14 protein-coding genes are annotated in these 13,828 nt (G+C 73.2%); 4 read left to right on the forward strand and 10 right to left on the reverse strand.

The window, feature by feature from the left end; all coding sequences use genetic code 11:
- Positions 1–111 precede the first annotated feature (111 nt).
- The 3 genes from ACU436_RS09565 (at position 112) to ACU436_RS09575 (ending at position 3,158) form a co-directional block, all read left to right on the forward strand.
- Positions 112–1,773 (forward strand): long-chain fatty acid--CoA ligase, encoded by a 1,662-nt coding sequence (locus tag ACU436_RS09565; protein WP_459023718.1) that lies wholly within the window; start codon positions 112–114, stop codon positions 1,771–1,773.
- A 65-nt stretch (positions 1,774–1,838) separates the two neighbouring features.
- Entirely contained in the window at positions 1,839–2,543 is a 705-nt protein-coding gene (locus ACU436_RS09570) for a maleylpyruvate isomerase N-terminal domain-containing protein (protein ID WP_459023720.1), read from the forward strand.
- Positions 2,544–2,567: 24 nt separating this feature from the next.
- Complete coding sequence (locus ACU436_RS09575) at positions 2,568–3,158, forward strand: nucleoside/nucleotide kinase family protein (protein ID WP_459023722.1); 591 nt, start codon at positions 2,568–2,570, stop codon at positions 3,156–3,158.
- A 433-nt stretch (positions 3,159–3,591) separates the two neighbouring features.
- Here ACU436_RS09575 and ACU436_RS09580 read toward each other — a convergent pair whose 3' ends face one another.
- The 5 genes from ACU436_RS09580 to ACU436_RS09600 all read right to left on the reverse strand — a co-directional run bounded on the left by ACU436_RS09580 (position 3,592) and on the right by ACU436_RS09600 (position 7,956).
- Positions 3,592–4,374, reverse strand: coding sequence for an SRPBCC family protein (locus ACU436_RS09580; protein WP_459023724.1), 783 nt, complete (start codon positions 4,372–4,374; stop codon positions 3,592–3,594).
- A complete protein-coding gene (locus tag ACU436_RS09585; protein ID WP_345603045.1) occupies positions 4,371–4,679 on the reverse strand; it encodes an ArsR/SmtB family transcription factor in 309 nt (102 codons plus the stop codon). The genes ACU436_RS09580 and ACU436_RS09585 overlap by 4 nt, the downstream gene beginning before the upstream one ends.
- Before the next feature lie 43 nt (positions 4,680–4,722).
- Positions 4,723–6,228 (reverse strand): amino acid permease, encoded by a 1,506-nt coding sequence (locus ACU436_RS09590; protein ID WP_459023726.1) that lies wholly within the window; start codon positions 6,226–6,228, stop codon positions 4,723–4,725.
- A gap of 54 nt (positions 6,229–6,282) precedes the next feature.
- Positions 6,283–7,203: a cation diffusion facilitator family transporter gene (locus ACU436_RS09595; protein ID WP_459023727.1), complete on the reverse strand. Its 921-nt coding sequence runs from the start codon at positions 7,201–7,203 to the stop codon at positions 6,283–6,285.
- A 141-nt stretch (positions 7,204–7,344) separates the two neighbouring features.
- Positions 7,345–7,956 (reverse strand): TetR/AcrR family transcriptional regulator, encoded by a 612-nt coding sequence (locus ACU436_RS09600; protein WP_459023729.1) that lies wholly within the window; start codon positions 7,954–7,956, stop codon positions 7,345–7,347.
- 76 nt (positions 7,957–8,032) lie between these two features.
- On the opposite strand from ACU436_RS09600, the gene ACU436_RS09605 reads away from it, so the two are divergent.
- A complete protein-coding gene (locus tag ACU436_RS09605) occupies positions 8,033–9,166 on the forward strand; it encodes a DUF418 domain-containing protein (protein WP_459023731.1) in 1,134 nt (377 codons plus the stop codon).
- Positions 9,167–9,171: 5 nt separating this feature from the next.
- Here ACU436_RS09605 and manA read toward each other — a convergent pair whose 3' ends face one another.
- From manA to ACU436_RS09630, 5 genes are all read right to left on the reverse strand, one after another.
- Positions 9,172–10,386 carry a mannose-6-phosphate isomerase, class I gene (gene manA / locus ACU436_RS09610; RefSeq protein ID WP_459023733.1) on the reverse strand — a complete coding sequence of 405 codons (1,215 nt, stop codon included), beginning with the start codon at positions 10,384–10,386 and terminating at the stop codon, positions 9,172–9,174.
- A 16-nt stretch (positions 10,387–10,402) separates the two neighbouring features.
- Positions 10,403–11,497, reverse strand: coding sequence for an SIS domain-containing protein (locus ACU436_RS09615; RefSeq protein ID WP_459023735.1), 1,095 nt, complete (start codon positions 11,495–11,497; stop codon positions 10,403–10,405).
- 165 nt (positions 11,498–11,662) lie between these two features.
- A complete protein-coding gene (locus ACU436_RS09620; protein ID WP_459023737.1) occupies positions 11,663–11,872 on the reverse strand; it encodes a Trm112 family protein in 210 nt (69 codons plus the stop codon).
- Positions 11,873–11,967: 95 nt separating this feature from the next.
- Positions 11,968–13,323 carry a phosphomannomutase/phosphoglucomutase gene (locus ACU436_RS09625; RefSeq protein WP_459023739.1) on the reverse strand — a complete coding sequence of 452 codons (1,356 nt, stop codon included), beginning with the start codon at positions 13,321–13,323 and terminating at the stop codon, positions 11,968–11,970.
- Positions 13,324–13,421: 98 nt separating this feature from the next.
- Complete coding sequence (locus ACU436_RS09630) at positions 13,422–13,778, reverse strand: DUF3499 domain-containing protein (protein ID WP_459023741.1); 357 nt, start codon at positions 13,776–13,778, stop codon at positions 13,422–13,424.
- Positions 13,779–13,828 lie beyond the last annotated feature (50 nt).

A 13,828-nucleotide genomic window follows, 5' to 3' on the forward strand; every position in this document is an offset into this window, starting at 1 on the left:
GAGCCTAACCGCTGGCGCCCCCGATGGCGCTGCGTGAAGCCGATGGTGAAGCCACTCGTCCGGAGGTAACTTTCGGTGACGCCTGCCACAGTCGCCTTCAGGAGGCCCTCGATGCTCGGTCTGATGCAGGATCGACCGCTCGCCCTGCCGCACGTCTTCCACCGGGCCGAGCAGTACTTCGGGCACAAGACGATCGTCACGGCGGGCACCGCCGGGGAGACGCGCACCACCGTGGCCGAGTGGGCGCACCGCGTGCGGCGGCTGGCCACGGTGCTCGACACCCTCGACGTCAGCGCGGACGGCCGGGTTGCCACGTTCGCCTGGAACAACGCTCGCCATCTCGAGCTGTACCTGGCCGTCCCCTGCACCGGCCGGGTGCTGCACACGCTCAACATCCGGCTCTTCCCCGAGCAGCTGGTCTACGTGGCGAACCACGCCGAGGACGAGGTGGTGTTCGTCGACCGGTCCCTGCTGCCGCTGTTCTGGCCGCTGGTCGACAAGCTGGAGAGCGTCCGGCACGTCATCGTGCTCGACGACGGCGCCGACACCGAGATCCCCGCCGACCCGCGCGTGCACGACTACGAGGAGCTGCTCGCCGCGGCGGCCCCCTTCGGGGGGCGGTTCGAGATCGCGGACGAGAACACCGCGGCCGCGATGTGCTACACGTCCGGCACCACCGGCAACCCGAAGGGCGTGGTCTACAGCCACCGCTCCGCCCTGCTGCATTCATTGATCACGCTGATCGCCGACGGCATCGCGCTGTCCGAGCGCGACGTGCTGCTCCCGGTCGTCCCGATGTTCCACGCCAACGCGTGGGGCCTGCCGTACGGGGCGCTGCTGGCCGGCGCAGACCTGGTGTTCCCCGGCCCGAACATGACCCCTCCGGCCATCGCCGACCTGCTGGAACGCCACCGCGTCACCATCACCGGCGGCGTGCCGACCATCTGGATGGGGATGCTGCCGCTGCTCGCCCAGCACGACCTCGGCGCGCTGCGGACGATCCTCTGCGGTGGGTCGGCCGTGCCGAAGGCGCTGTCCGAGGCGTACCGGGAGGCCATCGGGGTGCCGATGCTGCACGCCTGGGGCATGACCGAGACCAGCCCGATCGCCACCATGAGCACCGCCCGCAGCCAGCACGGGTCGCTCACCGAGACCGAGCGCGCCGACGTCCGCGCCCGGCAGGGCCAGGCCGTGCCGCTCGTCGACGTGCGGCTGACCGACCCGGCCACCGGCGAGCTGCAGCCGTGGGACGACGTCGCCACCGGTGAGATCCAGGCCGCCGGGCCGTGGATCGCCGCCGAGTACTACCGCGGCGAGGGCGGAGGCACCCAGTTCACCGACGACGGCTGGCTGCGCACCGGCGACGTCGCCTCCGTCGACCGGTACGGCTTCCTGCGGCTCGTCGACCGCACGAAGGACCTCATCAAGTCCGGCGGCGAGTGGATCGGCTCCGTCGAGCTGGAGAACGAGATCATGGCGCACCCGAAGGTCGCCGAGGCCGCCGTGATCGCGATCCCGCACCCGAAATGGGTGGAACGTCCGCTCGCGTGCGTCGTCGTCAAGCCCGGAGAGAGCCTCACCGCCGAGGAGGTCATCGCCCACCTCGAACCCCGCGTGGCGAAGTGGTGGCTCCCCGATGCGGTGGAGTTCATCGACGAGGTGCCCAAGACCAGCGTGGGGAAGTTCTCCAAGAAGACGCTTCGTGAGAAGTTCGGTGGCTACCAGGTAGCCACGCCCACAGCGGCCAGCACGACCGATGACGGCAGGACATGACAACGGCACGACTCGTTTCAACCCGCACCACGACCAACCGCCCGAACGGGAGCCTGCCGCACACGATGAGCGGTGCTTCGCGGAGCGAACCCCCGCGAACGGCACCGCTGCAGAGCCCGGAGCTCACCGCCCTGCGGATCGCGTACTCCGACATCTCGACGATCGCCTCCTCGCTCGCCGAGGAGGACTCCTGGCTGCCCACCCGCTGCCTGGGATGGACCGTGCGCGACCTGCTCGTGCACCTGCTCGGCGACGTCCAGCGGGCGCTCGTGGCGCTGGCGACCCCGGCGGCCGGCCCGGCCGACCGTGACGCCGTGACCTGGTGGACGGCGGTCGAACCGACCGAGGATCCGGGGTTCCGGGAGCTGCGCAACCTGCGCACGATCGCCGGGGCGTGGGAGCTCGAGGACCTGGTGCGCACGTTCATGGAGACCACCCGTGCCGTCGTCGGGCTGGCCGGGCGCACGCCGCCGGAAGCGCTGGTCGCGACGCACGGGCACGTCCTGCAGGCGGTGGATCTCGTCACCACCCTCGCGGTGAAGGGGGCCGTCCACCACCTCGACCTCGTGGTGGATCTGCGTCGGCCGGGCCCGCGCCCCGAGCCCCTCGCGCTGGTCCGCTGCACGCTCGACGCGCTGCTCGGCCATCCGGCACCCACCGACTGGTCCGACGAGCGCTGGGCGCTGCTGGGCACGGGCCGGGTCCCACCGGGCGGCGGAGAGCGACGGGTTCTGGGAGCGGAGGCGGCCCGGCTCCCCCTGCTCTGCTGAGCTCCCGGGACGTAGCCTGCCCCCGTGGAGATCGCCGCGCTCGCCGAGCGGGTGCGCGCGACGCCTCCCCGATGCGGGGCCACCCGGCTGGTCTGCATCGACGGGCCGTCGGGCGCGGGCAAGACCAGCCTCGCCGCCCGCCTCGCCGCGGCACTCGGCGAGCCGCCGGTGCTGCACATGGACGACATCTACCCCGGCTGGGACGGCCTCGCCGCCTCCGTGCCGCTGCTGTACGACCAGGTGGTGGCGCCGCTGGTGGCCGGACAGCCCGCCGGCTACCGCCCCTACGACTGGCACCGCGGCGAGTTCGGACAGGTGCACGATCTCGGCTCGCCGGAGCTGCTCGTCGTCGAGGGGGCGGGGTGCGGGGCGCGGGTCATCGCCGATCGGGCCGTCCTGCTGGTGTGGATCGAGGCGCCGCGGGACGTGCGGTTCCGCCGCGGGATCGCCCGCGACGGCGAGACGTACCGCCCGCACTGGGAACGCTGGGCCCGGCAGGAGGCGGCCCTCTTCGCCGCCGAGGGGACGTCGGGCCGGGCGGACGTCCGCATCGACGGGGCGCCGGCCTCACCCCACGACCCGACCCGCGAGCTGGTGCTGCTCCCCCGGGCTTGATCAGCAGCTTGGCGCACCCCCGGCCACGTAGAGGGTGTTGCCCGAATCGCGGCCGCGGTGGTGTTCCGGTGGTCGAGGGGCCGGTCGGTCTCCCGGGATCCGCTGCGGTGGGCCCGCCGTGCCCGGCCGAGCGGGTCGGGTCGGATAGCGCTCCCCATTGATCACATGCTTGCGACCGTCCCCAGGAGGGCGCTGAGCGGGATCTCGCGACGATCAACGCGCCATGATCGGTCCGAGATTCGCCGCAGCGCCCACCCGAGGGCGCCCAGCCACAGCTGATCACAAAGAGGCCGCCTCCGGCGGCACCCGGACACACACGGCCCTCGGAATGCACCCGACGACGCGAGGGCCGCCCCGACCCTGACTCGGCAACACACTCCATACGCCCATGCACCAGGGCCGTGATCATGCCCTCCCCGAAGCGACCTCCGGATCAGCGGCCCGTGGGCACGGCCTCCAGCCGGTCCAGCAGCTCCGCGATCCGGACGCGGTCGGCGTCGAGTGCGGCGTCCGGGTCGCCCCCGGCTCCGGTGTGGGTGAGCAGCAGCCGGGCGCCGTGCCCGGTGCCCGCCACCAGCTCCCACCGCAGCGAGCCACCGTCCTCGGCGTTGTGCTCCAGCACGTTCTCGCGGGCGGAGGCACCTGGCGGGGCCAGATCGGTGAGCACGCCCCACACCCCGTCGGCCGGGCGGGTGAGCTGGCGCTCGTGCCGCACCCGCCAGCCGTCGGCACCCGTCTCGACGGTGCCGGCGTCCAGCCCGAACTGCGCGACGAGCCGCTCGTGCAGCGCGATGTCGTCCACCCCCGGGTCGGCGCCCGGGCGCCCGTCGAGCGCGAGGTCGAGGGCCACGATGCAGGTGTGCCACCCGGCGCCGAAGCTGGCCGCGCCCGCGCGGTCGTCGAACGTGTGCAGCAGGACGAGCCGGGTGCCCTCGCCGTCCGGGTGCAGCTCCCAACGCAGGTGGTCGGTGCCCCAGGTGTACGCGATCAGCCGCGGCGGGTCGAGGTCGGTGATGGTTCCCGTGTCGCCATCGCCGTCCAGGTCGAAGGTGAGGGCGCCACCCGCCCGCAGGTCGAGCGTCACGTTCCCCGGAAACCAGTCCGCGAGCCGGTCCGGCTCGGTCACCGCCCTCCAGACCTTCTGCGGCGGGTGCTTCAGCCACCGCTCCATGCGCAGCACGGAACGTCCCTCCCGGGCTTGCAGGCTCTCGGTCATGTCTCCTCCGGGTCGGCATCGAGATGCCGTTCGAGGGCGTCGAACCGGTCGGCCCACATCCAGCGGTACGGCGCGAGCCACTCGTCGACCTCGGCGAGCGGCGCCGGGTCGAGCTCGTACCACCGCCGCTGCGCGTCGGCCCGCACCTTCACGAGCCCGGCCTCGCGCAGCACCCGCAGGTGCTTGGACGTGCCGGGTTGGCTGAGGCCGAGCTCGGCGGTGAGCTCCCCGACCAGCCGCGGCCGTTCCCGCAGCAGGTCGAGGATCCGCCGGCGCACCGGCTCGGCGAGCACCTCGAACGTCACGGCATCAACATACCAAGACGGCTATATAGCCGCAACGGCATTATCACTGCTGGCGGGCCCGCCTCCCGAGCACGGAGTGCGAGCGGCCGTAGGCGAAGTAGACGACGATGCCGATCACCATCCAGATGACGAACCGCAGCCAGGTCTCGACCGAGAGGTTGATCATCAACCACAGGCAGGCCAGCACGGCGAGGATCGGCACGAGCGGCACGAGCGGCGTGCGGAACCCCCGCGGGAGGTCCGGCCGGGTGCGCCGCAGGATGACGACGCCGATGGACACCAGCACGAACGCGAACAGCGTGCCGATGTTGACCATCTCTTCCAGCGCCCCGATCGGGAAGAACACCGCGACGACCGCCACGATCCCGCCGATGATCAGGCTGACCCGGTACGGCGTGCCGTGCGTGCCGGTGTGCGACAGCCACTGCGGCAGCAGCCCGTCGCGCGACATCGCGAACCCCACCCGGATCTGCCCGAGCAGCAGCACCATGACCACCGTGGTGAGGCCGGCGAGCGCGCCGATCGCGATGATCGTCGCCGCCCAGTCGACCCCGACCGTCGCGAAAGCGGTCGCGAGCGTGGCCCGGGTGCCGTCCGGCTGGGTCGCCAGATCGGTGTAGGGCACCATGCCGGTGAGCACGAGCGCGACGGCCACGTACAGCACCGTGACGATGGCCAGCGACCCCAGGATCCCGCGCGGCAGCGACCGCTGCGGGTTCTTGGTCTCCTCGGCCGTGGTCGCGACGACGTCGAACCCGATGAACGCGAAGAACACCAGCGACGCCGCGGCGAGCAGCCCGTACACCCCGAAGGTGCTGCTCGCCGCACCGCCGAACAGCGAGAGCAGCGACTGCGTCAGGACGCCCGCCCCCTCCTCCCCGGCCGGCGCGGGCGGCGGGATGAACGGGACGTAGTTCGCGGCGTTGATGTAGAAGGCACCGAGGACGATCACGAAGAGCACGATCCCGACCTTGATCGCCGTGATCACCATGCTGAACCGGCTGGACAGCTTGGTCCCGAGCACGAGCAGCGTGATGAGCACCGCGAGGAGCAGCAGCACGCCCCAGTCGACGGCGAGCCCCCCGATCGTCACGGTGGTCGGCACATCGAGGCCGAACTGGCTGAACACCGTCTCCAGGTAGACCGACCAGCCCTTGCCGACCACGGCGGCCGCGACGGAGAACTCGAGCACGAGGTCCCAGCCGATGATCCAGGCGATGAACTCGCCGAACGTCGCGTAGGAGAACGTGTACGCGCTTCCGGCCACCGGCACCGTGGAGGCGAACTCCGCGTAGCACAGCGCGGCCAGCGCGCAGGCGACCGCGGCGAGGACGAACGCCAGCGAGACCGAGGGCCCCGCGACGTCTCCCGCCGTGCTCGCGGCCAGCGTGAAGATCCCGGCTCCGATCACGACCGCGACGCCGAAGACGATCAGGTCCCAGGTCGTCAGGTCCTTCCGGAGCTTGCTGTCCGGCTCGTCGGTGTCGGCGATCGACTGCTCGACCGGCTTGGTACGCATGATCCCGTTGCGGGTCCCGCGGAGGGCCATCCGCGCAACCTAACTCCACACCGGGCCGACCAGCCAATCCTCCATAAGGGGTGGTCAGCCCGCGAGGGCGGCCCGGTCGAGGTCCGGCTCCAGGTAGATCAGGCGGGCGACCGGCACGCACTCGCGGACCCTGGCCTCGGCCGCGTCGATCGCGGCGGCGACACCCTCGAGCGGCAGGCCGGGCGCGAGCGCGATCTTCGCGGCCACCAGCAGCTCCTCCGGGCCGAGGTACTGCGTCTTGATGTGGATGACGCGCTGCACCTCGCCGGACTCGAGGGCCGAGACGATCTCGCCGAGCACCTTGGGCCCGGCGCCCTCGCCGATGAGCAGGCTCTTCATCTCGATGATCAGGATGATCGCGATGGCGCCGAGCAGCACGCCGATGCAGATCGTGCCGATGGCGTCCCAGACCGGGTCACCCGTCAGCACGCTGAGCCCGACACCCAGGAGGGCGAAGGCCAGGCCGATGAGCGCGCCGAGGTCCTCCAGCAGCACCACCGGAAGCTCGGGCACCTTGGCCTGGCGGATGAACTGCCACCAGCTGCCGGTGCCCTTCAGCGGCCGGGACTCGTGGATCGCCGTGCGGAACGAGAACGACTCGAGCCCGATCGCCACCACCAGGATCGCCACCGCGACGATCGGCGACGTGAGCGGCTCGTGGGCCCCCAGCTTGTGGATGCCCTCGTAGATCGCGAACACCGATCCGAGCGAGAACAGCAGCAATGCCACGACGAACGAGTAGAAGTACCGGTCACGGCCGTAGCCGAACGGGTGCTCCGGGGTGGCCGCGCGCCGCGCCGTACGGCCGCCGAGCAGCAGCAGGCCCTGGTTGGACGTGTCGGCGACCGAGTGCACGGCCTCGGCGAGCATCGAGGACGAGCCGGTGATCAGGTACCCGATGAACTTCGCGAGCGCGATCCCCGCGTTGGCGAGCAGAGCCGCCACGATCGCCCGCGTTCCCCCGCCTGCCGCCATGACGGAGCAGCCTAGTGCCCCGGCACGGGAGGCTCGGCACGCAACTCGGCGGCCCAGGCGCCCGCTGGCTGCGTTGTCGGAAGGCCCGCGTACGCCCACGACCTTCCTCCGCCTTGCCGGCGAACGCCTGGACCCACCGATCTACGCACCAGCCTCCCGTGCCGGGGCACCAACCGGACGAATCCCGACAGCCGGGAGGATGGCCTGGTCGACGATCTCCGCCAGCCGCTCCGCCGACGGCTCCTCCCCCGTGTCGAGCGCGTGCTTCAGGACCAGCGCTTCCCCGATGTCCTCGACCACGGGCGTGACCAGGGCGGGGTCGACCTGGCCGAGCGTCGCGTAGTGGTGCAGCACGGTGGCGGTGAACCGCCTGCCGGCACGGTCGAAGATGCCCTGCAGGCTCTCGACGAGGTCGGGGTGGCGGTGACGTTCGAGCATGATCGCCTGCACGGCGCGGGCGGTGGGGTGGCGCGACCACCGCAGCAGCAGCTCCAGGGCCGCGATCAGGTCTCCGCGCAGGTCGTCGGCGGCCGGAGAGGGCTCCTCCACGGGGTAGGCGGCCGTGATCGCATCGAGCAGCACCTGCTCGGGCGCGGCCCAGCGCCGGTAGAGCGTGGTCTTGGGGGTGCCGGCGCGGCGGGCGATGCCTTCCATCGTCAGCCGCCCGAGGCCGACCTCGTCGAGCTCGGCGAGCGCCGCGGCGTGCAGGTCCGCGAGTAGCGCCGCGCCGCGGCGCCGTGGTCGACCGGCCATGATCCTCCTTGCCTAGATACGCAAACGTATCTTACGCTGCATTAGCTACGAATCCGTATCTTACGAGAGGTCTGGTGTGCCCTCGACCCGCTACGAGCCCCCGCCCGTCCCCCGGGTGCGCGCCCTCGCCCCCGACCTCGCGCGCGGCACGATGCTCGCCGTCATCGCCCTGGCCCACTCCCAGGTGCTCGCCCAGCCGTTCCTCGGCCCGGTCCCCGGGCCGGGCCCGGCCCTGGACACCGCGGTGCAGGTTCTGCTGACGCTGTTCGTCGACAGCCGCGGCTACCCGATGTTCGCCGCGCTCTTCGGCTACGGGATGGTGCAGATCCTGCGGAGCAGGGAGCCCACACTCGGCCCGGAGGGCGCACGCCGCGTGCTCCGGCGCCGTGCCTGCTGGCTCGTCGTGTTCGGGTTCGTGCACGTCCTACTGCTCTTCCCCGGCGACATCCTCGCCTCCTACGGCGTCCTCGCCCTCCTGTTCCTCGACGCGCTGCGCTGGCCGGCCGCCCGCCTGTTCGCGGTCGCGGGAGGGCTCGCCGTCCTCGGCGCGCTCGGCTACGGCACGGTGCTCGCCCTTCCCGCGCCGGCCGGCCTGGCGCAGGAGCTGGACCCGCTGGTCTCGGCGGCATACCGCGTCGCGTCGTTCCCGCTGGCGATGCCGATGAACGCCGTGATGGCCGCGGCGCCCCTCCTCGTCGGGATCTGGGCCGGCCGCCGCAGGCTCCTCGAGGAACCCGAGCGGCACCGCCGGCTCCTCGCCCGGGCGGCGGGTGCCGGCATCACGATCGCCGCCGTGGGCGCCGTCCCCCACGCGTTCGTCACCACCGGGCTGTGGCACCCCGGCACGGGCGTGCTCATCGCCGTGGGGACGCTGCACACCGCCGTGGGGTACGCGGGCGGGCTCGGCTGCGCCGCGTTGGTCGGCCTCGTCGCGGCGCGCCTGACCCGCACGCCGCCGGGGCCCGTGACGAACGCCCTCGCCGCGTGCGGGCAACGCTCCATGACGTGCTACCTGGCGCAGTCACTCGCGTGGTTCCTGCTGCTCGAGCCGTACCTGGCGGGCCTCACCGGCGCCGCCGGGGTCGCCGCGGCGGCCGCCGTGGGGCTCGGGGTCTGGCTGGCCACGGTGCTCGTCGCGGACGCGCTCCGCCGCGCCGGCCGTCCCGGACCGGCCGAGGCCCTCCTGCGCCGCCTGGCCTACGGCAGGTGAGATCGTCAGATCGCGAGGGAGTCGCTCGCCAGGAAGAGCTGGGTGCCGCCGGCGCGGGCCTCGACCGTGACGGCGATGTCGGCCGCACCGAGCCACAGCGAGGCACCCCGCCCGATCTCCAGCTCGCCCCCGAGGGAGCGCACGCACGCCCTGCCCGCGGTGCAGAGCACGATGCGCGGCCCGCCGTCGGGCACCGGCACGGGAACGCCCGGGGCGCCGTCGAAGCGACGGAGCAGGAACTCCTCGGCCGGGGTGTCGTAGCGCACCCAGTCGCCGTCCGGCTTGCCCACGACGATCGGAGCGGGCGTGGAGCGGAAGTCGAGCACGCGCAGCAACTCCGGGACGTCCACGTGCTTGGGGGTGAGCCCGCCGCGCAGCACGTTGTCGGAGTTGGCCATGATCTCGATGCCCGCCCCGGAGAGGTACGCGTGCAGGTTGCCCGCCGGCAGGTACAGCGCGTCGCCCGGATCGATCGTGACCCGGTTGAGCAGCAGCGCGGCGAGGACGCCCGCGTCGCCCGGGTAGCGCTCGGACAGCTCCAGCACCGTGCGCGCCTCGGTGGAGAACTCCCCGTCGCCGCCGGCGAGGCCGACGCAGCCGTCCTGCAGCGCGGGCACGAGCGTGTCGAGCACGGCCTGGGGCAGCGTGATCCACGTGGTGAAGAGGGCGCGCAGGCCGTCGGCGTCCGGCTGGGCGGCCAGCAGCTCGGCGTGCCCGGTGAGCTCGGGCACCCCGAGGGCCCGCAGCAGCCGCACCGTGGCGGCCGGGTCGCGGAACCCGGCGAGGGCGTGGAGCTCGGTGAGCGCGCAGATCAGCTCGGGCTTGTGGTTGGCGTCCTTGTAGTTGCGGTCGGACGCGTCCCGGGCGATCCCGGCGGCGTCCTCACGGGCGAACCCCTCCCTGGCCTGCTCGATGCTCGGGTGCGCCTGCAGCGACAGCGGCTCGTCGGCCGCCAGCACCTTGAGCAGGTACGGCAAGGTGGAGTCCCACCGCTCCGTGCGCTCGGGCCCGAGCAGCTGCTTCGGGTCGGCGCCCAGCGCGTCGAGCAGCGACGTGCGCCCCCCGTCCGGGTGGACGAGTCGCGACGGGTCGGCCGGGTGGGCCCCGAGCCACAACTCGGCCTGCGGGTGCGGCGAGGGCACCTCCTGGCCCAGCAGGTCGGGAATCACCGTGCGCGATCCCCATGCGTAGGCACGCACGGGATTGTCCAGCAGCTCCACGTCCGGTCAGCTCTCCTCAGGCAGGCTCGATCGTGCGGGTGGCCAGTCCCAGGTACACCGCGGCCACGTCCAGCCGGGACGCCAGCAGCGCGGCCCGGAGCAGGGCGGCGTGCCGGGTGCCGCGCGCCACCTCGTCGACCGGGTGCTGCACGTCGGCCGCCGGCCATCCGCGCCCGGCCCGCCGCAACGTCACCTGACCGGGATCATCCTCCCCGGTGGCCAGGAGCACGAGACGCACGGGGGGTGCCCCCGCGGATCCGTCCGGGTCCGCGAACGGGTCCCGGAAGATGTCGACGCCGGACGCCCCGCGGTCGAGCGCCCGCACGAGCGCGGTGGCCCCGGCACCCTCGGTGGCCTCGGCGGAATGGGCGACGACGCCGGCGTGCGTGGCGAGCGCGGCGGCGCCGTGGGCGGCGACGGCGGCCGCGAGCCGGTCGGTGCCCCACAGCAACGGGGTGTGGTCGGCGAGACGGAGGGCGAGCGACTTCGCCGGGTTCATGAACGGCTCGTGGCCGGGCTGGTTGCGCTCGGCCTCGGCATCGAGGGCGTCGGCGAGCACGTCCATCCCGAGGCCGAGCGGAGCGTCCAGCAGGCCGAGCGCGCGAATGGCGGCGAGCCCCACGGCCAGCGCCCTCGGCAGGTCCAGCCCGGGGGGCACCGGGATGCGCGGCTCCACCAGCCGGGCCCGGCCGGCGCCCGCCGACGCCACCGGCCCCTCGGGGGGCGCGGACAGCACCACCTCGGCACCGCGGCGCACCGCGAGCACGACGCTGTCGGCGAGCTCGGCGTCGGTGGCCTCCGAGGTATGGGCCACCACGACGTCGAGCGGCCCGATCCACGACGGCGTGGCGTCGGCGACCACCACCGGCACCGGCGCCGTCGGGCCCAGCAACGCCGCCAGGACGCCCCAGGCTGTGGCGGACGCCCCAGGCCGGTGCAGCAGCACCAGTGCACGCGGCCGGTGGCCGGCGAGGTCGCCGACGCCGCCCTCGGTGGCGCCCTGCGCCGCCGACCGCACCTGCGCGCCCGCCGTGGCCGCCGACCGCAGGACACCGCCCGTGTCGAGCGCCGCCAGAGCGCGCGGGTCGGCGAGCAGGGTGTCGTCGAGCACTAGTGCCTCCCGCCGGAAGCTCGTTGGTCGAGTCGGTGGATCCATGTTCTCGCTGGGTGCGCCGGACGACGGCCCTCGTACCGGGCGTACTCGGGTCGTCGGCCGGTGCGGCCGGCGCGGACCTGGGCCGCCGAATCGGTCGGCGGGCTTGCGGCGGGGGGCACTTCAGTCGCCGGTGGGCGCGGGGGTGGGCGGGATCGCCTCGTCAAGCAGCAACACCGGGATCCCGTCGACCACCGGGAACCCGCGCCCGCACTCGGTGCAGGTGAGCACGTCGGCGTCGGGGTCGGCGGGGGTGCCGGCCCGCAGCGGGGCGTGGTCGTCGGACGGGCAGGCCAGGATTTCCATGAGCTGAGGGTCGAGCTGTACGGCCACGAGCCTCCTCCTTCGCAAGGGCACGCGGAGCTGCCCGCGATGTTGCCAGTGCGCGGCGCGATCCGCCCGGTTCGTTGCCGAGCAATCGGGCACGATTACGCGCGGACCACCCCGAGCACGTCGTCCCGCAGCGCCGCCATCGCGGCGGCGTCGGCGGCCTCGACGTTCAGCCGCAGCAGCGGCTCGGTGTTGGACGGGCGCAGGTTGAACCAGGAGCCGTCCGGCAGGCTCACGGTGAGCCCGTCGAGCTCGTCGAGCTCGACGCCCTCGCGCGCGCCGTACGTCTGCTTGATCGCGGCGATCCGCCCGGCCTGGTCGGCCACCGTCGAGTTGATCTCGCCGGAGGCGGAGTAGCGCTCGTAGGCGGCCATCAGCCGCGACAGCGGCCCGTCCTGCTCGGCGAGCGCCGCGAGCACGTGCAGCGCGGCCAGCATGCCGGAGTCGGCCTTCCAGAAGTCGCGGAAGTAGTAGTGCGCCGAGTGCTCACCGCCGAACACCGCGCCGGTCTCGGCCATCGTCTGCTTGATGAACGAGTGGCCGACGCGCGTGCGCACGGGCTTGCCGCCGTGCTCGGCGACGATCTCGGGCACCGCCTTCGACGTGATCAGGTTGTGGATGACGGTGGCGCCGGGGTCCTTGGCCAGCTCCCGGACGGCGACGAGGGCCGTGATCGCGCTCGGGCTCACCGGCTCGCCGCGCTCGTCGATCACGAAGCAGCGGTCGGCGTCGCCGTCGAAGGCGATGCCGATGTCGGCGCCCTCGGCGACGACGCGCTTCTGGAGGTCGACCAGGTTGGCCGGGTCGAGCGGGTTGGCCTCGTGGTTGGGGAACGAGCCGTCGAGCTCGAAGTACATCGGCACCACGTCGAACGGCAGCGGCTCGAACACCGCGGGCACCGTGTGTCCGCCCATGCCGTTGCCGGCGTCGGCCACCACGCGCAGCCGGCGGGACCCGCTGAGGTCGACGAGCTTGCGCAGGTAGGCCGCGTACTCGGAGAGCAGCTCGCGGTTGCTCACGGTGCCGCCGCCGGGCCCGGCGGGCACCCCCGCCTCGACGGCGGCCCGGATCGTGGCGAGCCCGGTGTCCTGCCCGATCGGCGTGGCGCCTGCCCGGCAGAGCTTGATGCCGTTGTACTTGGCCGGGTTGTGGCTGGCGGTGAACATCGCGCCGGGCAGGCCGAGCGTGCCCGAGGCGAAGTAGAGCATGTCGGTGCTCGCAAGCCCGATCGAGACGACGTCGAGGCCCTGCCCGGTGACGCCCTCGGCGAACGCGGCCGAGAGCTCCGGGGAGCTGTCGCGCATGTCGTGGCCGATCACGACCCCCTGCGCGCCCTCACCCCGCACGAGCGCGGCCATGGCCGCTCCGAGGTCGCGCACGGTGGAAGCGTCGAACTGCTCACCGACCACACCGCGGATGTCATAGGCCTTCACGATCGCGCCGAGATCTGCCACGCCGCAGACCCTAGCGACCCCCACCGGACGTCCCGCACATACCTCGACGGCCCATCTACGCACCGGACGTCCGGCGGGGGCGCTCGCGAGGCCCGGTGTCAGTCCTCCGCGGGCCCGGGCAGGACGCGCAGATGCCCCCGCCGCCCCGTGCCCGCGGCCGGCACCGGCTCCGCGGGCCGGTCGGCGCGCCCGGCCTCCCGCACCGCCTCGGCGAGCGCGGTGAGGTCGTCGCTGTTGTGCTGCGGCGCGGCGAACTCGCCTTCGAACCGCACGACCTCCCAGCCCCGCGGCGCCGTGAGGCGGTGGGCATGCCGGGTGCACAGGTCGTAGGAATGGGGCTCGGCCTGCGTGGCCAGTGGGCCGACGACCGCCGTGGAATCGGCGTAGACGTAGGTGAGCGTGGCCACCGCGGGCTCGGTGCACCCGGTTCGTGAACACCGCCGCACACTCAGCACGTCCGGGACGATACCCCGTCCGGCCCGCGCTACCCCGCCGCGACGCGCGG

It is taken from the genome of Pseudonocardia wallangbongensis, assembly GCF_054486945.1.

Bases quoted from the DNA above. Each gene is read 5' to 3' on its own strand.
- ACU436_RS09565 (WP_459023718.1), top strand. From the start codon at position 112: ATGCTCGGTCTGATGCAGGATCGACCGCTCGCCCTGCCGCACGTCTTC.
- ACU436_RS09570 (WP_459023720.1), top strand. From the start codon at position 1,839: ATGAGCGGTGCTTCGCGGAGCGAACCCCCGCGAACGGCACCGCTGCAG.
- ACU436_RS09580 (WP_459023724.1), bottom strand. From the start codon at position 4,374: ATGACCGAGAGCCTGCAAGCCCGGGAGGGACGTTCCGTGCTGCGCATG.
- ACU436_RS09590 (WP_459023726.1), bottom strand. From the start codon at position 6,228: ATGGCCCTCCGCGGGACCCGCAACGGGATCATGCGTACCAAGCCGGTC.
- ACU436_RS09595 (WP_459023727.1), bottom strand. From the start codon at position 7,203: ATGGCGGCAGGCGGGGGAACGCGGGCGATCGTGGCGGCTCTGCTCGCC.
- ACU436_RS09600 (WP_459023729.1), bottom strand. From the start codon at position 7,956: ATGGCCGGTCGACCACGGCGCCGCGGCGCGGCGCTACTCGCGGACCTG.